Source organism: Sphaerisporangium album, assembly GCF_003323745.1.
Classification (GTDB): Bacteria; Actinomycetota; Actinomycetes; order Streptosporangiales; family Streptosporangiaceae; genus Sphaerisporangium; species Sphaerisporangium album.
Genome location: NZ_QOIL01000004.1, coordinates 486,885 through 510,999, shown reverse-complemented (window position 1 = coordinate 510,999; position 24,115 = coordinate 486,885). Strand labels below are relative to the sequence as shown.

Below are 24,115 nucleotides of genomic sequence, written 5' to 3'. Positions count from 1 at the left end.
CTGTGAAACCCCCACGGGGAGCGGGGGCCCCCGAGGACGGGCACGGGCCACTGAGGGACCGCACAGCCTCGGGATTCACCTCGCGCACGGCGGCACGCCGACGCGCGGGGACGAGTATCCAGTGTACGTGCGCCGTCAGATCACCAGGACCTGCTCGCGTGTCAGATCTTGGAGACCTGGTTGAACGACAGCTCCACCGGCGTCTCACGGCCGAAGATCGAGACGAGTACCTTGAGCTTCTGGGACTCGGCGCTGATCTCGCTGACCGTGGCGGGCAGGGTGGCGAACGGGCCGTCCATGACGGTGACGGACTCGCCGACCTCGAAGTCGACGGTCGCGGCGGCGGCCTTGGCGGTGGTGGTCTTGGCCTGCTCGGTCGGCTCCGGCGCGAGGAGCTTGGCGACCTCGTCGAGGTTCAGCGGGCTCGGCCGGTTGGACAGGCCCACGAAGCCGGTCACGCCGGGCGTGTTGCGCACCGCGGACCAGGACTCGTCGGTGAGGTCCATGCGCACCAGCACGTACCCGGGCAGGACGCGCTCCTTGACCGGGGTGCGCTTGCCGCCCTTGATCTCGGTGACCGTGTGGACCGGTACCTCGACCTGGAAGATGAAGTCCTCCATGTTGAGGGACTGGGTGCGGGTCTCGATGTTGGACTTCACGCGGTTCTCGTAGCCCGCGTAGGAGTGGATGACGTACCACTCGCCGGGAAGGCCGCGCATCGAGCGCTTGAACTCTTCGACGGGGTCGACGTCGGGAACGAGATCACCGTCTTCGTCAACGGCGTCGGCCGGAGCGGCGGCATCGCCGGGCTCCTCGGCCTCACCGTTGGCGCCGGCCTCGCCGGACTCTTCGGTGATCTCGATCGCCTCTTCCGGCTCGCCCTCCCACTTCTCGCGGGAATCGCCAGCCGACAGTGGGGACTCGGACACGGTGACTCTTTCTTCTCTCGTCGATGGTGCGATCTTCCACCGCCCGGTCGAGGGCGGATGTCGCGTTGGTATGGGCGCGGCTCAGGATCAGCCGAAGACCGCCAGCACACCCTTCGTGAGCAAGGCGTCTATTCCCGCCACGATCCCGACCATGATCACAACAAAGACGAGGACAACCGTGGTGTAAGAGATGAGATCCTTGCGCGTCGGCCAGATGACCTTGCGAAGCTCGGCGACCACCTGCCGATAGAAGAGTGCAGGCGAAGTGCGCTTCTTAGCGGGGCGGCCGGTCGGCTTGCTCGGCCTGTCCGCGGCCTCGCCGCGAGTGTCGATCGCCACAGTCCTCACCTGATCCGTCGTTCCTACGCAACTTTACGGCGGCATACACGCCATCGGTGCGCGGACCGCACTTCGCAGGGCACGAGGGACTCGAACCCCCAACCGCCGGTTTTGGAGACCGGTGCGCTACCAATTGCGCTAGTGCCCTCTGCCGTGAACCACCCTACCCCGGACAGCCGGAGGCGCGTCGCTCACTAGTTGCAGAAGTGTACGGGTGAATGAGCCTCACGTCGAACCAACTCGTCAGGCACGCCGCACCATTCCACCGACCGGCACATCCTCGCACGTCCCGGTCCACATGCTGAATATGCGTCGGTGGTGGTCCCGGCCGTCTGGAACCATGGAGGTATGACCCGTCCTCGCATCTCAGCGCGCATCTCCGCGATCACCGAGTCCGCCACGCTGGCCGTCGACGCCAAGGCCAAGGCGATGAAGGCCGCCGGTCGCCCGGTCATCGGCTTCGGCGCCGGCGAGCCGGACTTCCCGACGCCCGACTACATCGTCGAGGCCGCCATCGAAGCCTGCCGCACGCCGAGGTTCCACAAGTACACCCCGGCCGGCGGCCTTCCCGAGCTCAAGCAGGCCATCGCCGAGAAGACGCTGCGCGATTCGGGCCTGGAGGTCGACGCGGCGCAGGTCCTGGTCACCAACGGCGGCAAGCAGGCCGTGTACGAGGCGTTCGCCACTCTGCTGGACCCGGGCGACGAGGTCCTGGTCGTCGCCCCGTACTGGACCACGTACCCCGAGGCCATCAAGCTCGCCGGCGGCGTGCAGGTCGACGTCGTGACCGACGAGTCGACCGGCTACCTGGCCTCGGTCGAGCAGCTTGAAGCCGCGCGCACCGACCGCACCAAGGTGCTCCTGTTCGTCTCCCCGTCCAACCCGACCGGCGCGGTGTACTCCCCCGGGCAGGTCGAGGCCATCGGCCGCTGGGCCGCCGAGCACGGGCTGTGGGTCGTCACCGACGAGATCTACGAACACCTGGTGTACGGCGAGGCGCGGTTCACCAGCATCGCGACGGCCGTGCCGGAGCTCGGCGACCGCGTGGTCGTCCTCAACGGCGTCGCCAAGACCTACGCCATGACGGGCTGGCGGGTGGGCTGGCTGATCGGCCCCAAGGACGTCGTGAAGGCCGCGACCAACCTCCAGTCGCACGCCACCTCGAACGTCTCGAACGTCGCGCAGGCCGCCGCGCTGGCCGCCGTGTCCGGCGACCTTTCGGCGGTGGCCCGCATGCGCGAGGCGTTCGACCGCCGCCGCCAGACCATCGTCCGCATGCTGAACGACATCCCCGGCGTCGTGTGCCCGGAGCCGTTCGGGGCGTTCTACGTGTATCCGTCGATCAAGGGACTGCTCGGCAAGGAGATCCGGGGTCGCCGCCCGCAGACCTCCGGCGAGCTGGCCGAGATCGTCCTGGAGGAGGCCGAGGTCGCCGTGGTGCCGGGCGAGGCGTTCGGCACGCCGGGCTACTTCCGCCTGTCCTACGCCCTCGGCGACGACGACCTCGTGGAAGGCGTCAGCCGCCTCGCCAAGCTGCTCGGCGAAGCCCACTGAGTCTGTTCGCGCGACCTTCGGTGACGCGGCGCAAGGGCGCGACGCTCTTCGGCCGTCAAGCGGGAGGGCTCGTTCCCGACCCTTCCGCTTGACGGCTCGACTTGTCGGCTCCACAGCACCGCCGCGCCCTCACGCGACCGGGTCCGGGCTGAGAATGTGCCGGGCCGGCGGCGCCGGGGTCAGCTGGTGGCGCGGACGCCGTTCGCGATCTTCTTCAGTTCGCGCTCGGTCCCCTTCGGGCCGAGGCCCTCGGACATGACGGGGCTCATCATCACCTCGACGGCGAGGCCGGGCTTGGCGAACCACAGGATCGTCGGGGTGCCGGCGTTCGCCGTGACCTCCGAGCCCTCGCCGAGGCTCGCCACGACGCCCCCGGCCCCGTGCACCGATACCTTCGTCGCCCCGGGGTCGTTCCGGTAGGCACGCAAACGGGACTTCGCCCGCCGCGCGGCCTCGTCCTCGAATACGACGATCTGCACGCTGTACTCACCGGACTTCAGCTGTTCAGGCGTGACGTACGTGGTCGTATAACTGGTCGTGCCGAAACCATTTTTGCCCGACCATTTCCCCCATATAAGTCCGTCTGGAAGATATCCCACCCGGATCCCGCCGAACGCGCGCCCGTCCCCGAGGTCGCCGAGATCTTCAGGCAAATTCCCGGCGGAATTCGCCGGATCATCCGTAGGCCGCCTGGTCGGCACCGCTGTGGCCGAATCCGTGGGCGACACGGTGACCATGGGCGACGGAGGCGAGGTCACGTCCACCTCACTGGTGGAATCTGCGGACAGCGTGACGCCCTCGGAGGGGATCGCCGGCCCGGTGAGCGCGCCGCCGGGCACCGGCGGGGCCGCGCCAGGCCCGGAGGTCAGCGCCGTGTAGGCGGGGACCGCCGCGGCGACCAGGACGGTGAGCACCGCGGCCCCCGTCGCACGGAACCGCGTCACGTGCGCCCGGTGCCTCCTGCGCACGGCCTGTCCCGTCATCGCGGGCGCGCGCACGTCGGCGACGTGCGCGGACATGGCGTCCTTGAGTGCTTCCTTCAGTGCTTCCTCGGCGTTCATACCGATGTTCCCTTCCGGGCGCCCATGCGCGCCCGCATCCGGGCCAGCCCCCTCGCGGCCTGGCTTTTCACCGTTCCCACCGAGCAGCCGAGCATCGCGGCGGTCTCGGTCTCCGACAGGTCCTCCCAGTAGCGCAGGACGACGACCGCCCGCATGCGCGCCGGCAGCCGCCGCAGCTCACCGATGAGCAGATCCTTCAACTCCGGGTCGGACTGCGGCGCGGCGGTCTCGGGCGGCCGGGCGAAGGTGATCTCCTGGATCACCCTGCGGCGGCGGGACCGGGAGATCGCCGCGTTCACGACGATCCGCCTCGCGTACGCCTCCGGGTTGTCGTGGCGGATACGTGGCCAGTGCCGGTAGACCTTCTCAAGGGCGCCCTGGGCCAGGTCCTCGGCGTCGTGGGCCGACGCCCCGCACACGAGGATGGCCGTGCGCAGCAGGGCGGTGCTCCGGGCGGCCAGGAACTCGTCGAAGGCCGCTTCGTCTTCTTCCGTCATGCGAGGTCCCCTTTCGCCCTCCCCAACGCACCAAGGGCTTCCAGGGTTGAGTGCCGAAGTCGGCGTCGGGGCATGACCCGCGTACGGCAGGATATGGAGATGGCACGCCCGCTCGACCAGCTCCCCAAAGCCCACCTGCACCTGCACTTCACCGGCTCCATGAGGCATACGACCCTGCTGGAGCTCGCGCAGGAGCAGGGCCTCCACCTGCCGGACGCACTCGTCCAGGATTGGCCGCCCAAGCTGCGCGCGACCGACGAGCGCGGGTGGTTCCGCTTCCAGCGGCTGTACGACATCGCGCGCTCGGTGCTGCGCCGCGAGAGCGACGTGTACCGCCTGTTGCGCGAGGCCGCGCAGGACGAGGCCGCCGAGGGCTCCCGGTGGCTGGAGATCCAGGTCGACCCCTCGGGGTACGCCCAGCGGTTCGGCGGGCTCACCGCCACGCTGGAGCTGGTCCTCGACGCCGCCGGGCAGGCCGCGCGGGCGACGAACGTCGGCGTCGGCGTGGTCGTCGCGGCCAACCGCACCCGCCACCCGCTGGACGCCAAGACCCTCGCCCGGCTCGCCACCCAGTACGCCGACAAGGGCGTCACCGGCTTCGGGCTCTCCAACGACGAGCGCCGCGCCCGGGCCAGGGACTTCGACGGGGCCTTCCGCATCGCCCGGCGCGCGGGCCTGCTGGCGGTGCCTCACGGGGGCGAGCTGTCCGGCGCGGCCAGCGTCGCCGAGTGCGTGGACGACCTGGCCGCCGACCGTATCGGCCATGGGATCCGGGCGGCCGAATCACCGCGTCTCATGGAGCGCCTGGCGGACCGGCAGATCGCCTGCGAGGTGTGCCCGACGTCCAACGTGGGCCTGGGCGTGGCCCAGCGGGCGGGCGACGTCCCGGTGAAGCGGCTGTTCGACGCCGGTGTGCCGATCGCCCTCGGCGCCGACGACCCGCTGCTGTTCGGCGCCCGGCTCCTGCCGCAGTACGAGCTGGCGCGCGAGGTGTACGGCTTCAGCGACGCCGAGATCGCCGAGCTGGCCCGCCAGTCGATCCGGTTCTCCGCCGCGCCGGACTCCTACAAGAAGGAGCTGCTGGCGGCGGTGGACGCCTGGCTGGCCGCCTGACCCGCACCCGAGCCTCCCGAATGCCCGGACAGCACCTGGAACGCCCTTGGACAGGCGAAAGCCCGGCGGAACGCTGAGTTCCGCCGGGCTTCGCCGGGTTCACGCCGTCGCGGGACGGCGGGCCCGGGACGTCACTGCGAGTGGATGTAGATGGTGTCGAAGACCTCGGCGAGCTTGGTGAGGTCCTGCGTCACGCCCTTCTCGGGGTCGCTGGCGTCGAAGGTGACCGCGAGCCTGCCGAGCCCCTTGCGGGCCTGGAGCGCCTTCCACAGGTTGTTGGTCTTGAGCCCCTGGTCGAGGATGCGCCACACCGCGCCGTCCCAGTCCTGCTTGTGGGTCCACAACATGACCGTCTGCACGCCCGCCTGCAACGGCAGGTCCACGCGCAGCTTGGCCGCGGCCTCCGCCTGGGCGGAGCTGAGGGCGCTCGCGCCGCTGTGGGCCAGGCCCACCTCCCGGGCGCCGATGTGGACGCGGGTGTCCCAGCCGCGGGCCCGCACCGTGATCCACTGGTTGCGCAGCGCCTTGTCCGGGGTGACCTTCCACTTGGAGTACTCGCTGGCGAACAGGCCGCTGGAGAGGTTGACGTGGTCGACGTCGCCGGTGAGCACGTACTTCTCGACGTTGGCGCGGGTGATCAGCGGGTACTTGGCGCGCAGCGCGGCCTGGCAGGGCTCGGAGGCCCCGCAGCCCATCTCGGGGACGACCACGTCGACGGCGAGCTGCTTGCCCGCCGGCATCGCCGCGCGCAGGGCGGTGGAGGCGTCCTTGACGAACTTGCGCACGTCACCCGCGTTCTTGAAGCCCCAGTAGCCGAGGTCCTGGGCGAACTTCACGCCCACGACGCCGGGCCTGCTCGCCTGCGCGGCCATGGAGGCGACCGCGGCGTCGAACTGGTCCTTGCCCGCGGTCCAGGCCGGGGCCAGCTCGCCCTCGATCCACACCCGCATGCCGAGCTTGACGGCCGCCGCGGCGGCCTGGCCGGTCGCGTCGTCCGGAGGCGTCAGCACCTGCCTGTTCGGCGTGGTCTGCTGCTTGGGAGCCGGGGCCGTAGAGGCGGTCGGCTCAGGCTCGGCGGACGCGGTCGGCTGCGTCTGGTCGGGCTGCTGCTCTCCCTGCGGCTCGGTCTGCTGCTGGTTGACCTGCTGGTCCTGGGGGGCCTGCTGGTCCTGGGGGGCCTGTTGGTCCTGCTGGTCGACCTTGACTTCCGGCTGGCCGGTGTCCGGCGTGGTCGGCTGGGCGTTGCCGTCCGGCGCCGCCGTGGTGTCAGCGCTCGGAGCCGCGCTGGGGTCGAGCGGGTCGGCGTTCGGGTCGCTGCCGGTCTGCGCGGCGCCGGACGCGTTCGGCGCGGGGGTGCCGGTCGCCTCTCCGGACGTCGTGGAGCCGTTGCCGCGCGTGCAGTCGAACTCACCGCCCAGGCAGGCCTTGGCGGGCGGGTTCGTGGGCTTGCCCTCGGTGTCCTTACAGGTGTACTTGCCGGCGCTCTGGTCGTACTTGCACAGCACCTGGTCCTTGTCGGCGCAGCCCTGCATGCCGGGGCCCTTGTTGTTCTTGTCCTTGCAGAACAGGACGGGACCGGGGAAGGGCACGGCCTCCTTGAGCCGCTGGCCGTCGTTGAAGTTCCAGTAGTTCAGAACCCTCAGCGCGTCGGTCGGGGTCTCCGCCATCCACGAGCAGTACATGAACTCGGGGGTTCCGCTGCCGAGGATGTCATCGCACTGGTTGTTCACACCCTGGGGCTGGGCCGGATCCGCGAGGGCCATGCCCGTAGGTATGCCTATGGTCAGCGTGAACAGCACCGCTATGAGCGCGATGATCCATTCGCGTCTGCGAAGTCGGGGCATACGCGTTCTCTCCTCGTTGGCTAGCGCACTACGACGCAGGGCTTCACGTACGTGATCTTCACCCCGACGTTGCCGGAGCCTTTGACGCCTCTGTTGTCTCCGGACCACGAGATCGACAGCGTGGTGGTCTGCTCCGTGCCGCAGGTGTTGGGGTCGTTCGGCGCGGCGATGGAGAACTGGAGGGTCGCGGTCTGGCCGTCGGGGATCGTGCCGCTGGCCTGCGACATGCTGAGCATCTGCCCGCCCGCCTGCCAGGTGATGGCCCCATGCTGGGACCGCATGCTGAGTGACCCGCTCCGGTCGGTGCTCACGTTGATCGAGGTCGTCGACGCCGTGACGGCCGGCGGTGCCGGAGGAGGCGGAGGCGGGGGCGGCGGAGCGGTGGTCTGCTTGGTCTGCGGCTGCGAGCTCTGCTTCGGGGTCGACGTGGGCTTCTGGGTGGGCTTGGACGTCTGCTTCGGCGGAGGCGGCGGGTCGTTGGGGGCGTTGTCGTTGTTCCCGACCGGCGGGTTCGACTGCCGGGTCTTGGCCGTGGGGCTCGCCGACGGGCGGGAGCTCGACGGCGGCGGCACCATCGGCACCGAGGACGTCGGCTGCGCCACGCCGGGCCTGCGGGCCACGCCGGAGGCGGTCGGCACGGCGGTCGTGTGGACGGGCCCGGCGGTGCTCCCCGGAGGCGGGGGCGGCGGTGACTCGACCAGAGGGGGTAACGACTCGCCGGGCTGGACGACGATCGTGCCGCCCGCGGCCTCGACGTCGACCGGCGCGGTGCCGCCGGGGGCGAACACCAGCGACCAGATGGCGCCCGCGGAGGCGACCGAGACCAGCGTCACCAGCCCCACGCGTCCCCAGCGGATGCGGCTCTCGGGGTCGTCGGCGTCCGGGTCGGGTTCCCAGAACTCCGGGGCGGCGGGCTTGGAGCCGTCGGCCCGCTCGGGCGTGAAGCCCTCCTCGACCGTCAGGGGGGCCTCGGGAGGGGGCGGGTCCTCAAGGGCGTCCGGCTGGACGGGGAAGCCGTCGGGGTGCCAGCTCTCGGTGCGGGTCTCGGCGGCGGTGAAGGACGTGTCGGCGCCGGAGAACAGGCGTTCGTACGGTGCCGGGCTGGCCAGGATGGGCATGCGCGTCATGAGCGCCGTGATCGTGACCCCGGGCTTCGCGCCGTCGCACTCCTTGCAGGAGCGGACGTGCCGGGTGATGTGGGCCCGCAGCAGCCGCGTCGGCGACTCGGCCCACGACTTCACGAGGCCCGGCAGCACCGGGCAGCGCGGGGTCGCGCCACGCGCGTCCACGACGGCGGCCAGCCACTGCTCGGCGTGCTTCCTGCCGAGGCGGGCGGCGGACTCCACCGCGTCGACCGAGATGTCCAGCACTCTGGCCACCTCGTCGGACTTGAGCCCGTGACGCAGCGTCAGGTCGAGGATCTCGCGTTCGCGGGGTTCGAGGCAGGCGAGCACCTCGACCCCGAGCTCCGGCGAGCCTCCGCGTCCCTGACGGGCGTACGAGCCGGTGTGGGCCACGCCGGCGAGCCGTGACTGGCACTCCGCCCTGGCCAGCGCGTACATCCAGGCGCGCAGGCGGGTGGCGTCGTACAACCGGTCGGTGTGGGCGACGGCCCCATGGAGGGCACCCACCGTGGCCGAAAGAGCGTCGTCGTCATCCAGCAGGGACTGGCAGTAGTCGTAGAGATGATCTCCGTATTCACGGCAGAGCCGCTCAAGGGCGGCGGGATCATCCCTCCTGATCACGGGACTCAGCTCTCCTGACATAGTTGCAAATGATAAATCTGGTACTAGCAAAGCAGACAGAAATATACGGGAGGACACGCCAGCTTCTGATATCACTTTTGTTACATAACAAACTTCTATACTGTGTTGACTGCCTTGCGGTCTTAACCCCCACATGAATGCTCATGTAGCGACGAATCACCGCCCCCCGCACCAGCGACGACGCCCATCCCGCGCCCCGGAGACGAGAGCACCGTGCCTGACAACTGGGACGAGCCACCGCGGCGTCGTCCGCCGTACGCCAAAGATTCAGCGGGCGGCCGTTCGGGAGACGACCGGTGGCGCACCTGGGACGCCTCGCTCGATATGGACGACGACGACGAGGAGGAGGAGCCCGTCTGGCGGCGTCTGGGCCAGGACCGGCGCGGCGGCATCGTCATCGGCCTGGTCCTCCTGCTGGCGGCCGGCGCGGGCATCTGGTTCGCCTGGCCGGACTCCTCAGGCGGTGCGGACACCCCCGCCGCCGTACGGACCTCGGACGGCTCGGGGGACCTGGGCGGCGACGGCTCCGGCGACGCGAACGCCACCGCGAAGGCCTCGCCGACGAGCGTCTCCCTCGGCGTGGAGTCCCCGCCACCCCCGCCCGACACGGTCGTCACACCGAAACCCCCGCGCAAGACCACGGCCCCCCGGCGCACGGCCCTGCCCCCGCCCCCACCGGCGGCGTCCTCCGCACCTCCCTCCCCCCTCAAGACGAGGACCTCCAGCCAGGCGCCCAGGCCCACCAAGAAGCCGACCCCCAGACCCACGGCCAAGCGCCCGCCCCAAACCGGCCCGACAGCGCCCCCACCGCCCCCGACCTCAACCCGCCCACCGGCCACGCAACCCCCCCAAACCGGCCCTACCGAACCCCCACCACCGCCAGGCGGATGAGCAACGAGGCGCCGCCGTACGGCGAGGTGGCGGTGGAGCTTCGCGGGGGCGTCAGCGGACGGATTCGGCGATTCTCCGGGCTTGGGCCACGTTGGCGGGGCCTTCCAGGCGGTAGCCGACCAGGCCCTTTTGCCAGATCAGGGTCGGCTCGGCGCGGCGGGGCATCGTGTGTTCGCCGCCGTCGTAGGGCAGGTAGGTCACCTGGTGAGGGCTGGAGATCCACCAGCCCTCAGAGCCGCCGATCATGACCTGTTCGGGGAACGGCCCGCCGAGATCCTTGCGCCAGACGGGGCTGAGGACGCCGTTGTAGGCGTCCAGCCGGAGCCCGGGCCAGAAGAGGGAGACCACGCGGCCGCCGTCGCTGACCCGGACGTCCTGCGGGTCGCCCAGCACCGTCGGCACCGAGAACGGGAACCTCACCGTGCGCCGGGCCTCGTCCAGGGTGACGCGCCGCTCGCCGGGCAAGGGGCTCGGCACTCCGCTGGGGAGCGGCCCCGGCTGCTCGTCGACGTGCACCTCGATGCCCGCGAAACGCAGGATGTGCCCCACGGCGGCCTGCCCCTGCGGGGTGAGCCCGGCCAGCACGGCCACGATCACGGCCACCCCCGCGCCGGCCCACCGCCACCGGTGGCGCCTTCGCCTCCCACCGTCGGTCAGCGGCTCGGTCCCCGGCCCCTCCAGCCGGGCGCGGACGGCGTGGGCCACGTCGGATGGCCGCGGGTCGGGGGTGCTCAGGGCATCGCCGAGTGCGCGGAGTTCGGACTCCAGGTCGTCAGGAGAGTTCATGACCCACCTCCTTCCGCAGCTTGGCGAGCCCCCGGAACGTCCGGGACTTCACCGAGCCGAGCGGCCACCCGAGGACCTCCGCCGTCTCGGCCTCCGACAGCTGTAGGAAATACCGGCAGACCACCGCCTGACGTTCCCGCTCGGGCAGTGCCCGCACGGCGTCGAGCAGCCGGGTGCGCCGGTCTCCGGCGATGGCGACGCCCTCGGGGTCGTCGGGCGTACGCGTCTCCGGCTCGACGCCGATCTTCAGGACCAGGTCGGCGCGGCGCCCCCGTGAGCGGGTCAGATTATGGGTCTCGTTGGCGACGATCCGCAGCAGCCACGGCCTGAACGCCGCGTCCCGCCGGAAGCCGGACAGGAACCGGAACGCCTTGACGAAGGCATCCTGGACGACGTCCTCGGCCTCGTCGCCGGCGCCGAGCAGCGCGGCGGTACGGTGGGCCACCGCGCTGTAGCGCGTGACCAGCACCTCGTAGGCGGCGAGGTCCCCGGCCAGTGACCGGGTTATCGCCTCGTCGTCGTCCGTCGGGGGGCTCCTTGGCTGATCGTTCGCCTGAAAAGGTAGTTTCGATCCGCTCCGCGCGCAAAGGATCCGCGTCGCCCCGTCGAAAACCGTTTCCGGCCGCGCTCCCGGGGAACGGGGAACCCTCGCGGAGCCGGGCCGCTAGACTCGGAGCCCATCCGTGACCGTGATCCCCACAGGGGCTGCGGTCTTCGAGTAAGCGAAGCTGGACGGGACGCATGTCTGGGTATGACCGCGTGGTACAACCGGCGGCCGGCGACGAGGCCTTGGAGAACCACCTCGGTGGCGACGAGGCCAAGAACTACCGGCGGTACGAGTTCGACATGGTCGCCCCGCACGTCGGCAGGTCCATGCTGGAGATCGGCTCGGGCCTCGGCCACTTCGCCGAGCAGTTCCTTCCGCGCCTCGACCGGCTCGTGGTGAGCGACTTCGACCCCTACTGCGTCGAGCGGCTCGCCAAGCGGTTCGACGGGCGCGACGAGATCGAGGTCCTGCAGTTCGGCCTGCCGACCGAGATCCCGCTGGCCAAGCCGGTGGACACGGTCGTGATGATGAACGTCCTCGAACACATCGAGGAGGACGCCGAGGCGTTGCGGTCGCTGGCGAAGGTGACCGAGCCGGGCGGGCGCATCATCATCTGGGTGCCCGGCTATATGCAGCTTTATGGGGACTTCGACCGCAAGGTCGGCCACGTCACCCGCTACACGCCCGCGACGCTGGGCCGTACGGTCGCCAAGGCGGGCCTGGAGGCCGAGGTCCTCAAGCCCATCAACTTCCTCGGCGGCATCGCGTGGTGGGCGGCCGTCCGCCGCGGCGGCGTCGGCTACCCGGACCCCAGGCTGGTCAAGATCTACGACCGCACGGTGGTCCCGACCACCCGCTTCATCGAGCGGTTCATCCGTCCGCCGTTCGGTCAGACCGTCTTCTGCGTGGCCCGAGTCCCCCACTGACGGACACCACGTCCGCCACCCGCGGAGCCGGCCCGGACCTGGATGTCCTCACCCGCGCCCGGGGGCGCTGACGGCCGCTTTCGCGCTTCTCGGCGATATCACAGGATTTCCTCGCACTTCTCCTAGCCCGGCGCGGTGATCTGTTGGTATGAGAATCGCATCCAAGGCGCTCGTCGCCGCTGCCGTGTCCGGCGCCTTAGCCGTGGGGGTGCTCGGCGGGGTCGCCGTGGGCCGTCACGCCGACGCCTCCGCGGGCGTCCCGTACGAGCTGTCGGCCGCCGACTCCTCCGACGCCGCCGAGGCCGTCGCGCTCGTCCAGTACCAGGACCAGGACCAGCCTCCGGCCAAGGACCAAGCCGAAAAGGCGGACCGCCCGCGACTCCGGCTGAACGACCGGCGCCTGCTCCTCGGCATCCACGGCGAATCGACCGTACGGGCGCGCGGCGGAGGCTTCGCCGTCTACACCTGGCAGCGCGGCGCGGTCACCACCGCCTCCGCCTCCTCCCTCTCGGTGAAGAGCGCCGACGGCGTGACCTGGACGTGGACGCTCAACGCCGATACAAAAGTCCGGAAGAATGGCTCCAAGGCGACCGCGTCCGCGCTGGCGGCCGGCGACACCGTCTTCGTCCTGGGACGGCCCGACGGCGACGCCCGCACCGCGCAGGGAGTGGTGGTTCCCCAACGCCCCAAGGAGTGACCCGAACCCGTATGAGCGACCAGCCGAGCAAGCCCCGCGTCCTCGTCGTGGACGACGAGCGCAACATCCGTGACCTGGTGGGCATGGCGCTCCGTTTCCATGGGTTCGAGGTGGTGAGCGCCTCACGCGGGTACGAGGCGCTGGAGCTGGCGATGTCCGGCTCACCCGATCTTGTGGTGCTGGACGTGATGCTTCCCGATCTGGATGGCTTCGAGCTGTGCCGGCGCCTGCGCGCCGCCGGGGACGACGTCCCGGTCATCTTCCTGACCGCGCGCGACACTCCGGCCGACACCGTGCACGGCCTCACGCTGGGCGGCGACGACTACGTCACCAAGCCGTTCTCGGTCGAGGCGCTGGTGGCGCGGGCCCGGGCCGTGCTGCGGCGCGGGCGTCGTACGTCCGAGGACACCGGGCCGTCCGCGGCGGACCATGCGGTGCTGAAGGTGGCCGACCTGGAGTTGGACGAGTCGCGGTGGGAGGTGCGGCGCGGCGGCACGCTGGTGGAGCTGTCGCCCACCGAGTTCCGGCTGCTGGCCTTCCTCATGCGCCACCCGGGCCAGGTGCTCACCAAGGCGCAACTCCTGGAGCACGTCTGGGGCTTCGGCACGCAGTCCCAGGTCGTCGAGACCTACATCTCCTACCTGCGCCGCAAGCTGGACCCGCTGGGCCCGTCGCTGATCCACACTCAGCGCGGCGTCGGCTACGCGCTGCGGCCCGCACACGACGCCTGAGCGCCCGATGTCCGAGCACCTACCACCCGCCTTGTACGGTCGGTTCACCCCTGAGCAGCAGATACCAGGCACCATGGCATGGTGATGACGCTCAGAGGACGCCTGCTCGCCGGTCTGCTCTCGGTCACGCTCGTGGGCCTGGCCGCGCTGTCCGTCGTCAGCGTCCTCGTGCTGCGCGGGCACATGATCGACCGTACGGACGCGTCGCTGGCCGCCGCCGCCAAGCTGTCCGCCGACCGGCTCAACCGGGCGAGCGGGGTCGCGCTGGTCAACTCCAGCCCCACGTACGCGGTGGCCGTGCTGAACCTCACGACGAACCGCGGGCGGCTCGTGTCGGGCGACGACAAGGAGGCCTCACAGGTCCCCGCGATGCTGGAGGCGCTCGGCGCGGCCAGGCTGCGCGCGCTGGCGGACACCGGCAAGCCCTTCGCGCTCAGCGAGCGCCTGCGCGCGGCGGCGTCCCGCATGGCGGTCGGCAACCGCGTGGCCGTCTTCGCGGTCCCCCTGGACGAGGTCACGGACTCGATCAGCCAGCTCGTCGTCGCCGAGCTGGTCACCGGGGCCGTGCTGATGGTGCTGCTCGCGCTACTCGGCAGGTCGCTGATCGGCAAGGGGCTCGCCCCGCTGTCGCGGATGGCGACGACCGCCCGGCTGGTGGCCGAGGGGGGCGACCTGTCGGCCCGCATGCCCGAGGGGAAGTCCGAGGCCGGACACCTCGGTTCGGTCATCAACGTGATGCTCACCCGCATCCAGGACGCGTTCGCGGCCCGCTGGGCGTCGGAGGAGCGGGTCCGCCGGTTCGCCGCCGACGCCTCCCACGAGCTGCGCAACCCGCTGACGACGATCTCCGGGTACGCGGAGCTCTACCGCCAGGGCGCGATCCCCGAGGACGAGGTGCCGCAGGTCATGCGCCGGATCGAGGACGAGGCGACGCGCATGACCCGCCTGGTCTCCGAACTGCTGGAGCTGGCCCGGCTGGACAAGGGCGCGCCGCTGACCGTGGAACCGGTCGATCTGACGGGCGTGGCGATGGACGTGGTGGACGATTTCACCGCGTTGAACCCCGAGCATCCGGTGACGCTGTCGGCGCCGGACAAGCTGGTCGCGGTCGTGGACGAGGTGAGGATGCGGCAGGTGCTGGTCAACCTGCTCGCCAACGTCCGGGCCCACACCCCGCCCGGCACGGCGGCGAGCGTACGGCTGGAGCCGCCGGTGGTGCTGGAGGTGAGCGACGACGGGCCGGGGATGTCACCCGAGAACGCCGCCCGTGCCTTCGACCGCTTCCACCACGCCTCGGCGGGGGACGGGAACGGCAGCGGCCTCGGCCTGGCGATCGTCCAGGCCATCGCCACCGCCCACGGCGGCCAGGCGACCCTGCGCTCCCTGCCCGGGCAGGGGACGATCGTGCGGGTGGAGATCCCGGACCTCGCGGTCCGCTGACCGGCGGACCGAAGGCTTCCCGCAGGTCAGACGGTGACGACGAACTTGCCCCTGGCGCGGCCTTCCCGCAGGTGGCGGATGGCCTCTGGGGCCTCGTTCAGCGGATACGTCCGGTCGACGACGGGCGTGATCTTCCCGGACTCGACGAGGCCGGTCAGGAACTCAAGGTCCTCCGTACGTTCGGACGACGCCAGCGGCCGCAGGTCCTGCCGGACGAACGGGGACAGGACGAGGGCCTGGATCTGCCGGTGGGTGCCGTCCAGCCAGCGCCCTCCCCCCTCGCCCCCGGCGATGACGAGCGTCCCCCGGGGCGTGAGAGCACGCCGCAGGACCGCCAGCGACCGCAGCCCCGCGATGTCGAGGACGACGTCGAAGCCGTGCGCCCGGTCGGCGAAGTCCTCGCGGGTGTAGTCGATGACGTCGTCCGCGCCGATCGAGCGGACGAGGTCGGCCTTCGTCGTGCCGCACACGCCGGTGACCCGGGCGCCGAACGCCTTGGCGATCTGCACCGCGTACGTCCCGACGCCTCCCCCCGCGCCGATGACCAGGACGTTCTGCCCCGCCTTCACCCGTCCCGCGTCGCGAATGCCCTTGAGGGCCGTGCAGGCGGAGGTGGGGACGGCCGCCGCCTGCACGAACGTGAGGCCCGCCGGCTTCGGCGCGAGCCTGTCGGCGCGGCTGAGCGCGTACTCGGCGAAGGAGCCGTCGGAGGTGCCGAACACCTCGTCGCCGGGCTTCAGCCGGGTCACGTTCCGGCCGACCGCCTCGACGCGACCGGCGACGTCACGGCCGCGGACGCGGAGCTTGGGCCTGCGGACGCCGAAGCCCGCGAGGCGCAGCGGGTACGGCAGGCCGGCCATCAGATGCCACACGCCCTGGTCGACGCCTGCCGCGCGCACCTGGACGAGCACGTCGTCGTCCCCGACCGTCGGCCGCTCTATGTCATCAAATTTCAGGACATCCTCGGTGCCATACCTGTCCTGCACGATCGCCTTCACGGCGCCTCCCCTTCACTGTCCGGATACTGGAACACTTCGTCGAGCGGCACCTTGAACACGCGGGCGATCTGGAACGCCACCTCCAGCGAGGGCGAGTAGCGGCCCTGTTCGATCGCGATGACGGTCTGGCGGGTCACGCCGATGCGGTCCGCCAGCTCGGCCTGGGTCATCTCGCCGTGCGCGAACCGCAGGGCCCTGATGGCGTTCGTGACCCTGGTCGGCTTCACCACGGCTGGAAACCCCAGCGGTAGGCGGCGATCTTGGCCACGGACCCGAGGATCGCCGAGAGGACGAACGCCAGGTAGATCGCATTGGCGATCCAGAAGCGGTCCCAGTCGGCCATCGCCATGAGCAGCGCGGCGACCGCCCCGATGACGAGGAACGACTGGCCGATGTGCTCGCCGAACCGGTAGATCTCGCGGTCGCGCTGGTCCTTCCTCCCGGCGTCCCCGGGTGAGACGGCCGCGGCCGCGACGCGAAGCACGATGTTCGCCAGGATGGCGCCCCCGATGCTCCACAGCATCGGCGCCGCGTACGGCACCTGGGCCAACGGGGTCTGACCCGCCCGTCCCAGGATGATCACGGCGTAGACCGCATAGGCGGCTATCGCCACCAATCCCATGATCCACGCACTCTTCTCTTCGGATGCCATGCCTTGAATGTAAAGCAGCGGCGACATCATGTCTAGTTTTCTTTACATCGTCCGGCGCGGTCGAGCCGGGAACCAGATGGATGAACCGCGATGAACCAGGGGCGAGGCGGACTCAGGGGGCGACCAGGCCGGATCGGATGCCCGATAAATCAGTTGCGACGGATCCGCCCGCCCTCGTACCGTCATGCCATGCGCATCTTCACTTACTGATGGCGGCGACCGGTCCCCTAGACGACCGGTCCGCAGGCACTCGGCTTTCTGATCCCCGTCCGTCCAGACGCGGTGGCTGAGTCAGCTCCGAGCGGCGTGAACATCCCTGCCGCGTCGAGTCATCTGTAAGGAGACGCCCATGCGTGCCCGATCTTTCCCCCTGCCGGTATCCCAGCGCGGCGCCCAGCCGGGCCCTACTCCACAGCCCGGCCGGCGCCAGGCCCCGGCCCCGCGGCGTGTTCCGGTGCCGCGCGTGCCCGTACGGCGCGTGCCGCCCCGCCGCCAGCCGAAGGGACGCTGACCGGCCCAGGACAGGACCACCCCACCCCCGGGGCGGCCCTGTGACGGCGGCGCTCCGCCCTCGCCCTCGAACGCGGCCCCCTATCCGCGGTCGGGCGAGGGCGGAGCGCCGCCCCTTTCGTTCGCGTTCATTCGCACTCGCCCTGATCGACCGGTGACGCCTCGCGGGCCGGCCGGACTCGGCAGCCCGCCGGGATCAGAGGCGTTCGATGATGGTGACGTTCGCCTGGCCGCCGCCCTCGCACATGGTCTGCAGCCCGTACCGGCCGCCCGTCCGCTCCAGCTCGTGCAGCAGCTTGGTCATCAGGATCGCCCCCGTGCCGCCCAGCGGGTGGCCGAGCGCGATGGCGCCGCCGTTGGGGTTGGTCCTGGCCGGGTCGGCGCCGATCTCCTTGAGCCACGCGAGCGGGACCGGCGCGAACGCCTCGTTGATCTCGATCACGTCCACGTCGTCGATCGACAGCCCCGACCGCTCCAGTGCCCGCCGCGTGGCCGGGATCGGCGCGGTGAGCATGTAGACCGGGTCGTCGCCGGTGAGCGCGAGCGTGACGACACGCGCGCGGGGCGTGAGCCCGTGGTCGCGGACCGCCTGCTCGGAGGCGATCAGCACGGCCCCCGAGCCGTCGGAGATCTGCGAGGACGTGGCGGCGGTGATCACGCCGCCCTCGCGCAGGGTCTTCAGCCCGGCCATCTTCTCCAGCGTGGTGTCCGCCCGCGGCCCCTCATCGTCCTCGACGCCGTTGACCGGGACGATTTGATCCCTGAAGTACCCGTTGGCGACGGCCTTGGCGGCCCGCTGGTGGCTCTCGTACGCGTACCGCTCCAGCTCGTCGCGGGTGAAGCCCCACTTCTCGCACATCAGCTCCGCGCCGCGGAACTGCGAGATCTCCTGCTTGCCGTACCGCTCGACCCACATGTCGCCGAAGGGGAACGGCATGCCCTTCTCCAGCGCGGCGGTGACCGTCACGCCGATGGGGACGATGCTCATCGACTCGACGCCGGCGGCGACCACCAGGTCCTGCGTGCCGGACAGGACGCCCTGGGCCGCGAAGTGGATCGACTGCTGCGACGAGCCGCACTGCCGGTCGATGGTGACGCCGGGCACGGTCTCCGGCAGGCCGGCCGAAAGCCACGCGTTACGGGCGATGTCCATGGTCTGCGGGCCGAACTGCATCACGCAGCCCATGATCACGTCGTCCACCGCGGCCGGGTCCACGCCGGTGCGCTCGACGAGGGCCTTGAGCGTCCGCGCGGCCAGGTCGGTGGGGTGGACGGTGGACAGGCCGCCCTTCTTCTTGCCTACCGGGGTACGGACCGCCCCGACGATGTACGCCTCTGCCACAGTGCCCTCCTGGGTTCCGTCCCACCTAAAACCGAGCAATGTTCGGTACTTCGAGCGTATAACAGAATAATCCTCCACGACCGGCCGCGCCCATCCGCGCCAGCCCGTGCTCGCCGGCTCACCCTCGCTCACGTCCGCTCACGTCCGCTCGCGCCTTCGGGCCGGAGGATCAGGAATCGAGCGGCCGGTCCCGGTGAACGATCTTCTTCGTCGACCGTCCGGGGAAGACCACGACCAGATGCTGCTCGTAGGGGTCCGGGGCGTCGTCCACCTGCCGCGCGTAGACCCGCACCCGGTACCGCCCGGGACCCTTCACGGCGAGGTTCGGCAGGCGTCTCCCGGACCCCATGTCGACGTTCTCGTCCAAATAGGGCACCACCAAGCGGCCGCTGCGGTTGACCACGCCCACCTCGGACACCTGCTCCCAGCCCTTGAGCCGCAGCGGCGGAGCGGACTCGAACCCTTTCACGGTCAGGCACATCGGCCCCTCGCCGTACGTCGTCACGGACACAGAACCACCGGCGCCGTGGACGAACCCGTCGTCCTGACCCTTGTCGGAGGCATCCTCGGAGGTCTCCTCGGAGGTGTCGTCAGGGTCGTACACGCCGTACCCGCCGCCCTCGAACAGGAAGTAAGCGGCCGTCCCCTGCCGCCTGGCCCGCGTCCCCGGCCAGGGATCGGCGCAGCGCGCGTTCTCCTCGGCCATGAACCGCGCGTGGTCCGCGCGCGCGTCGGCCTCGGAGTTCAGCGCGTGCGGGGCGCGGGCCCGGATCACCTCGGGGCACAGGTAGACCAGGACGTCGGAGTCGGCGCCCCAGGCACTGCGCGGGACCCCCGCGTCGGCCAGCACCGCTTCGCGCCTCTCCGGCGCCTGCGGCCCCTGCTGCCCATCACGCCCGGACACCGCGCACAGGAGCCGGCCGTACGCGAGGACGCGCTGGTCCGGGAGGTCGTCCGGGAACATCGGCGAGGTGGTGCTCCAGGCGTCGCGCGCATGGCACAGGAACGCCCTCTCCCTGTCCTGCGGCCGGGTGTCGCCGAAACGGCGACCGTCGAGAGTCCAGTCGTGACAGTCGTCGCCCCAGCCGCTGTAGACGAGCCGCGGGGTCGTCTCGGACTCGATCACCGCGAGGAGCGGCAGGGTCACGGCCGCCGCCGAGGCCACCGCGAGCAGCCGGGACCGCCTGTGCCGCACGTGGACAACGCGCGCGCCGAAGTCCGTGAGCTCGCGTGCCGAGCGGGCGAACCAGACGACGAAGAAGACGTTCAGTTCTCCCATGAGCAGGGTAGTGACCGAGATGTCCGTGCCGAGTCTGGCACCGCCGGCCGCGACGGCGGACAGCGTCATCACCAGGGCGAACCCCAGGTCGAGTCTCCCGATGGTGATCGTGGCACCGCTCCAGCGTCCGTCCCGCCGCTGGCCGACGAGGATCACGACCTGCCAGGCGAATGTGACGAGGGAGCCGGCCATCGCCAGAGGCCATGGCATTGACATGCCGAGCACTTCGCCGGGCAGCTCCAGGGTGAGGAGCACCGTGCTCGCGATGGCGACCGCCAGGCCGAGGATCCGGAACCGCTTGGACACGCCCATCAGGACCAGGACGAACAGCACCCGCAGCGGGACCCAGACGAGCAGGTCGAACAGGTGTCCGACCTCGCCGGGAAGCCATTCGAGCGGCGTCCAGGGGATGACGAGTTGGGCAACGGCCACGTACAGCAGGCGCCGCAGCCAGATCACCCTCCGGTCGGTGGGCCTCTGCGCGCGTGCGGGGAGGGTGAGGACCTGCCAGAGCATCCAGGCCTTCAACCCGACCACCACGGCCAGCATCGCCGCCACGGCCCCAAGGGGCGTATCCCCTGTGGCCAGCGCGACGAACATGGTGTGCGTGTACCCTGTGGCGATCACCCAGAGGGGGTCGATCTTGCCGGTGACGACGACGGCCACCGCCGCGACGGCCGCGGCCACCAGGTAGAGCCCGGCCACGAACAGGCCTGATCGGCGGCGGAACATGTCATCCCCTTACTTATGTAAGAGGATGATCTTAGGGCCTGCTTTCTCGCGAGATGTCGGACTGAGCCGTTCGCTAGGACCTTGCGTCAGCGTGAGGCGGCGGTGGACGAACCCGAAGACTGCGACGACCCCGAGGACCGGGAGGACGTCGACGAAGAGGCCTTCCGCGTGCCGGTCATCCGCGCATACACGATCACGTTGTCCACGTAGTGGCCGGTCACCCGGTTGTACGTGCCGCCGCACGTGATCAGCCGCAGTTCCGCCGCGTCCGCGTTGCCGTACACCCGGTTCGTCGGGAACGTCTGCTTGTCCGCCTGCTCGATGCCGCCGACGGTGAAGATGGCCACCGTCCCGTCCATCCGCGTGACCTCGATCGTGTCGCCGTACTGCATCTCGTGGAGACGGCTGAACACGGCCGCGCGCGAGGTCGTGTCCTTGTGGCCGAGCATCACGGCAGGCCCGGACTGGCCCGCCGTCGGCCCGTACCGGTACCACCCGACCAGGTTGGGGTTGTTGATGGGCGGAGTCTCGATCGCCCCTTGCTTGTCCGTCCCCACCGGCTTGATCGGCGCGTTGATGCCCAGCTTCTTGATGATGAGCCGCTTGGGACTCGACGGCTGCATCGGCGGCGCGGGCGGCAGCGACGGGACGGGCGGCGGAGCCGACGGCACGGCCTGCGTCAGCGGCTGGCCCAGACCGCCGGGACCGACCGACGGGGCCAGCCCGCCGGTGGACGGCTGCGCCTGCAACTTGAGCGGCGTACGGCTGTTGGCCAGCCCGTACTCGTCCGGCGCGTTCACCATGAACAGCAGCCCGACGACCACCGTGACCACACCGGCCACCGCGGCGAGGATGAGCACGCCGCGCATGACCTGCCCACGGTCGGAGCGCTGCCCCTGCTGACCGTGCTGTCCCCATGGGTCCGGCCCGTGCTGGCCGGGGTACTGGTAGTAGACCTGCGGCATGTACGGCTGGCCCTGCACAGGCTGTGGATATCCCGGCACGCCCTGGGCGCCCGCGTCGCCGGGGAAGGCGTGCGGGTACCCGTTTTCGTCAGGGTATTCGGGAGGCGTCGTCACGCGGGACTCCGATCAGCCCCGGTTCGGGCGACGACGGCGGATCACCAGACCGCCCATCCCGGCCCCGACGACGAGCGCCATACCGACGGCCACGAACACCCGCCCGTCCGGCCCCGCGTCCCCACCACCACCGGTCGCCGCACCACCGGCGGGCTTCTTCGTCACCTGGTCAGTCGGCTTCTTGGTGACGGTCTCGAAGACGGTGTGGGTCGGCTTCGGCGTGGTCGTCGTCGGCGTGGGCGTCGGCGTGTCCGAGGGAGTGGTCGACGGCGTGTTGGAAGCGGACGCACTAGGAGAGGCCACCACGACGGTCAACGGAAGGGGCGTCGCGGTAGGAGGCACGGCTGCTGACGCGACGGTGCACTTATACGAAGTAGCCGTCGTCCCAGAGCCGACCGTCAAGTTGAAGTCTCCAGGCTTGACCGTAAACGTCCCCACCGCCGTCGGCACCAACGTGGCGGTCATAGTCGGGATCGGGATGGGGGAACCCGCAGACACCGTGGCAAGCGGCGTGTGAGTCGTCGTGGGCTTCGGGGTTACCGTGGTGCCAGCCCCAAGTGGAGGACCGCTGGCCAGCAGCTCACCATCGATGACGATGCTTTGGTTGTTCGGAATGGCTGCCGTGGCCGTGAAGCTGGGAGTCGCCATCGGCTGAGCGATGACCCAAGTCAACGTCACCGTCGAACTGGGGGACGGAGTTGTCAGCGGGCCGTCCAGCGAGACCTGGAAGTTGTAAGTAGCCGTGGCGGCACCCGCGCCGGTCCCCGTGCTACAGGAGTACGTGACGGGACTGGGACCCACAAAGGCGCTGAACGCAGGGCCGGCACCGAAGACGACCCCCGTGCCTAGCACTCCGGCTATTGCTGCCCTGGTAGCGATGCGACGGCGTGCCTGCGACTTCAGCACGTATCTCTCCATTTCAGCGGCGTTGACCGGTTTGGCCAGGCGTAACAGGATCCCAGTCTCAGGTCACAGTTCAGTAGAGATCCTACGGAGGGTTCGTCCCGCCTCGCTGTGCTTTGACGGGTCTTCTCATGCTGTTCTCAGAAAACCGCAGGTCACGAGGTCACAGCACAGCAACTTGGATTTGTAAGATCCGCCGACGCCCCGAGAGGAATCACCGTCCGTGATCGACGGTGTTACTCCTGTGACTGATGATGCCGGATCGGACATAATCGTTCCGTAAGAATCTTCGTCCCGCAATCGGGTGAACATCGTCTTCGACCCTTCCTCCACCCGAAAGGGCAGAGATGACCCGAAGACGAACCACCTTGGCGCTCCTGGCGGCTTCCGGCCTGACGGCCGCCACACTCACCGCCCCGCCCGTGGCCGCCCAGGCACGCGCGACGGCCACTACCTACACCTACGTGAACCTCGGCTGGCTGGGCATCCCCTCCACCGGGCAGGCGATCAGCGGCGCGTACGACGTCAACGCGCAACGTCAGGTCACGGGATACTCGTCCAACTCACAGAACCCGGCCGCGCACGCCTTCCGCTGGCAGAACGGCGTCATGTCGCCGATCCCGGCGATCTACACGACCGGCGAGAATACGGGCGAGGCCATCAACGACCTCGGCCACGTCGTCGGCCACACGCACGTCAGCCGGTACGAACCCGCGCACGCGTACGTCCAGCGCAACGGCACCATCACGGACCTCGGCACCGGCTGGGGCTCGGGCAGCGGCAGTTCGGCGAGCGACATCAACAACAACGGTGTGGTCGTGGGCCTGCACTTCCAAAGCCAGGGCAGTCCGTACCGCGCCGCGTTGTGGCAGAACGGCAATCTGCGCGACCTCGGAACGCTCGGCGGCAGCTCGACCCAGCGGTGGAGCACCGAAAGCGAGGCCCACGCCGTCAACGACAAGGGGCAGGTCGTGGGCGTGGCGCTGCCGGCAACCGGGTTTCCGTTGCACGGCTTCCTCTGGCAGAACGGCCGGATGACCGATATCGGGACGCTGGGCGGGAACGGCGAGGCCACCGAGCCGCAGGACATCAACGAGAAAACCGAGGTCACCGGCTGGTCGCAGAATGCCGCCGGCGCAACCCACGCCTTTCTCTGGGACGCCCAGGGGATGCGCGACCTGGGCGCGCTGCCGGGCGGAACGGGGAGCTTCGCCTACGGGATCAACGAGTCCGGCCAGGTCGTCGGAACCTCACGCACGAGCGCGAGCTACTACGGCCAGCACGCCTTCCTCTGGAAGGACGGTCAGATGATCGACCTCAACAGCGTCGTCACGAACCTCCCTGCGGACATCGCTCTTGAGCAGGCGTTGGCGATCAACGACGAGGGCGTGATCGTCGGGCAGACGTGTTACTACTGCGAACCGGGCAAGACCGCGCGACCGCACGCGTACATGCTGATCCCGAACGGCTGAGAACGCATGCAGGCACACGACGGCACC

Annotated in this window: 24 protein-coding genes and 1 tRNA gene; 9 read left to right on the top strand and 16 right to left on the bottom strand. The window is 70.2% G+C overall.

From position 1 onward, the window contains the following. Positions 1 to 161: 161 nt before the first annotated feature. The 3 genes from nusG to DQ384_RS10030 form a co-directional block, all read right to left on the bottom strand. Entirely contained in the window at positions 162 to 929 is a 768-nt protein-coding gene (nusG, locus tag DQ384_RS10040) for a transcription termination/antitermination protein NusG (RefSeq protein ID WP_114028423.1), read from the bottom strand. Between the two features lie 87 nt (positions 930 to 1,016). Next, positions 1,017 to 1,268 (bottom strand): preprotein translocase subunit SecE, encoded by a 252-nt coding sequence (gene secE, locus DQ384_RS10035; protein ID WP_114028481.1) that lies wholly within the window; start codon positions 1,266 to 1,268, stop codon positions 1,017 to 1,019. A gap of 75 nt (positions 1,269 to 1,343) precedes the next feature. Beyond that, positions 1,344 to 1,416: transfer RNA gene (locus DQ384_RS10030), tRNA-Trp, on the bottom strand. 200 nt (positions 1,417 to 1,616) lie between these two features. On the opposite strand from DQ384_RS10030, the gene DQ384_RS10025 reads away from it, so the two are divergent. Further along, positions 1,617 to 2,822, top strand: coding sequence for a pyridoxal phosphate-dependent aminotransferase (locus tag DQ384_RS10025; protein WP_114028422.1), 1,206 nt, complete (start codon positions 1,617 to 1,619; stop codon positions 2,820 to 2,822). Between the two features lie 179 nt (positions 2,823 to 3,001). Here the strand turns inward: DQ384_RS10025 and DQ384_RS10020 are convergent, their stop codons facing one another. Together DQ384_RS10020 and DQ384_RS10015 are read right to left on the bottom strand one after the other, a co-directional pair. After that, positions 3,002 to 3,883: a hypothetical protein gene (locus DQ384_RS10020; RefSeq protein WP_114028421.1), complete on the bottom strand. Its 882-nt coding sequence runs from the start codon at positions 3,881 to 3,883 to the stop codon at positions 3,002 to 3,004. Then, on the bottom strand, positions 3,880 to 4,380 hold the full coding sequence (locus tag DQ384_RS10015) for a SigE family RNA polymerase sigma factor (RefSeq protein ID WP_114028420.1): 501 nt from the start codon (positions 4,378 to 4,380) through the stop codon (positions 3,880 to 3,882). Before DQ384_RS10015 ends, DQ384_RS10020 begins: the two co-directional genes overlap by 4 nt. 99 nt (positions 4,381 to 4,479) lie before the next feature. Between DQ384_RS10015 and DQ384_RS10010 the strand changes: the two genes are divergently transcribed. Continuing rightward, positions 4,480 to 5,493, top strand: a complete 1,014-nt coding sequence (locus DQ384_RS10010; RefSeq protein ID WP_114028419.1) for an adenosine deaminase — start codon at positions 4,480 to 4,482, stop codon at positions 5,491 to 5,493. 131 nt (positions 5,494 to 5,624) lie between these two features. Here the strand turns inward: DQ384_RS10010 and DQ384_RS10005 are convergent, their stop codons facing one another. Continuing rightward, entirely contained in the window at positions 5,625 to 7,337 is a 1,713-nt protein-coding gene (locus DQ384_RS10005; RefSeq protein WP_114028418.1) for a hypothetical protein, read from the bottom strand. A gap of 20 nt (positions 7,338 to 7,357) precedes the next feature. Beyond that, positions 7,358 to 9,082, bottom strand: coding sequence for an RNA polymerase sigma factor (locus DQ384_RS10000; protein WP_181871125.1), 1,725 nt, complete (start codon positions 9,080 to 9,082; stop codon positions 7,358 to 7,360). 234 nt (positions 9,083 to 9,316) lie between these two features. On the opposite strand from DQ384_RS10000, the gene DQ384_RS40360 reads away from it, so the two are divergent. Then, positions 9,317 to 9,994 carry a hypothetical protein gene (locus DQ384_RS40360; RefSeq protein WP_147268721.1) on the top strand — a complete coding sequence of 226 codons (678 nt, stop codon included), beginning with the start codon at positions 9,317 to 9,319 and terminating at the stop codon, positions 9,992 to 9,994. 51 nt (positions 9,995 to 10,045) lie between these two features. On the opposite strand, the gene DQ384_RS09990 is transcribed toward DQ384_RS40360, so the two are convergent. Further along, positions 10,046 to 10,780 carry a hypothetical protein gene (locus DQ384_RS09990; RefSeq protein WP_114028415.1) on the bottom strand — a complete coding sequence of 245 codons (735 nt, stop codon included), beginning with the start codon at positions 10,778 to 10,780 and terminating at the stop codon, positions 10,046 to 10,048. Next, a complete protein-coding gene (locus DQ384_RS09985) occupies positions 10,767 to 11,249 on the bottom strand; it encodes an RNA polymerase sigma factor (RefSeq protein WP_245966342.1) in 483 nt (160 codons plus the stop codon). The genes DQ384_RS09990 and DQ384_RS09985 overlap by 14 nt, the downstream gene beginning before the upstream one ends. A gap of 272 nt (positions 11,250 to 11,521) precedes the next feature. On the opposite strand from DQ384_RS09985, the gene DQ384_RS09980 reads away from it, so the two are divergent. From DQ384_RS09980 to DQ384_RS09965, 4 genes are all read left to right on the top strand, one after another. Further along, positions 11,522 to 12,253 carry a class I SAM-dependent methyltransferase gene (locus DQ384_RS09980; protein WP_114028413.1) on the top strand — a complete coding sequence of 244 codons (732 nt, stop codon included), beginning with the start codon at positions 11,522 to 11,524 and terminating at the stop codon, positions 12,251 to 12,253. Between the two features lie 148 nt (positions 12,254 to 12,401). Then, complete coding sequence (locus DQ384_RS09975; RefSeq protein WP_147268720.1) at positions 12,402 to 12,950, top strand: DUF5666 domain-containing protein; 549 nt, start codon at positions 12,402 to 12,404, stop codon at positions 12,948 to 12,950. Positions 12,951 to 12,961: 11 nt separating this feature from the next. Beyond that, a complete protein-coding gene (locus tag DQ384_RS09970) occupies positions 12,962 to 13,681 on the top strand; it encodes a response regulator transcription factor (protein WP_114028411.1) in 720 nt (239 codons plus the stop codon). An 84-nt stretch (positions 13,682 to 13,765) separates the two neighbouring features. Then, positions 13,766 to 15,121 (top strand): sensor histidine kinase, encoded by a 1,356-nt coding sequence (locus DQ384_RS09965; RefSeq protein ID WP_114028480.1) that lies wholly within the window; start codon positions 13,766 to 13,768, stop codon positions 15,119 to 15,121. 26 nt (positions 15,122 to 15,147) lie between these two features. On the opposite strand, the gene DQ384_RS09960 is transcribed toward DQ384_RS09965, so the two are convergent. The 7 genes from DQ384_RS09960 to DQ384_RS41170 all read right to left on the bottom strand — a co-directional run bounded on the left by DQ384_RS09960 (position 15,148) and on the right by DQ384_RS41170 (position 21,878). Beyond that, positions 15,148 to 16,119 (bottom strand): NAD(P)-dependent alcohol dehydrogenase, encoded by a 972-nt coding sequence (locus DQ384_RS09960; RefSeq protein ID WP_114028410.1) that lies wholly within the window; start codon positions 16,117 to 16,119, stop codon positions 15,148 to 15,150. After that, complete coding sequence (locus tag DQ384_RS09955) at positions 16,116 to 16,349, bottom strand: helix-turn-helix transcriptional regulator (protein WP_114028409.1); 234 nt, start codon at positions 16,347 to 16,349, stop codon at positions 16,116 to 16,118. Before DQ384_RS09955 ends, DQ384_RS09960 begins: the two co-directional genes overlap by 4 nt. Beyond that, positions 16,343 to 16,771, bottom strand: coding sequence for a hypothetical protein (locus tag DQ384_RS09950; protein WP_181871124.1), 429 nt, complete (start codon positions 16,769 to 16,771; stop codon positions 16,343 to 16,345). The genes DQ384_RS09955 and DQ384_RS09950 overlap by 7 nt, the downstream gene beginning before the upstream one ends. 706 nt (positions 16,772 to 17,477) lie before the next feature. Continuing rightward, a complete protein-coding gene (locus DQ384_RS09945) occupies positions 17,478 to 18,623 on the bottom strand; it encodes an acetyl-CoA C-acetyltransferase (protein ID WP_114028407.1) in 1,146 nt (381 codons plus the stop codon). A 169-nt stretch (positions 18,624 to 18,792) separates the two neighbouring features. Continuing rightward, on the bottom strand, positions 18,793 to 20,634 hold the full coding sequence (locus tag DQ384_RS41175) for a hypothetical protein (RefSeq protein WP_181871123.1): 1,842 nt from the start codon (positions 20,632 to 20,634) through the stop codon (positions 18,793 to 18,795). 86 nt (positions 20,635 to 20,720) lie between these two features. Further along, positions 20,721 to 21,713: a class F sortase gene (locus DQ384_RS09935; RefSeq protein ID WP_245966341.1), complete on the bottom strand. Its 993-nt coding sequence runs from the start codon at positions 21,711 to 21,713 to the stop codon at positions 20,721 to 20,723. A 12-nt stretch (positions 21,714 to 21,725) separates the two neighbouring features. Continuing rightward, on the bottom strand, positions 21,726 to 21,878 hold the full coding sequence (locus DQ384_RS41170; RefSeq protein WP_181871122.1) for a hypothetical protein: 153 nt from the start codon (positions 21,876 to 21,878) through the stop codon (positions 21,726 to 21,728). A gap of 19 nt (positions 21,879 to 21,897) precedes the next feature. Between DQ384_RS41170 and DQ384_RS09930 the strand changes: the two genes are divergently transcribed. Continuing rightward, positions 21,898 to 22,230, top strand: a complete 333-nt coding sequence (locus tag DQ384_RS09930) for a hypothetical protein (protein WP_147268719.1) — start codon at positions 21,898 to 21,900, stop codon at positions 22,228 to 22,230. Positions 22,231 to 22,963: 733 nt separating this feature from the next. Then, positions 22,964 to 24,088 (top strand): hypothetical protein, encoded by a 1,125-nt coding sequence (locus tag DQ384_RS09925; protein ID WP_114028405.1) that lies wholly within the window; start codon positions 22,964 to 22,966, stop codon positions 24,086 to 24,088. The last annotated feature ends 27 nt before the right edge of the window (positions 24,089 to 24,115 follow it).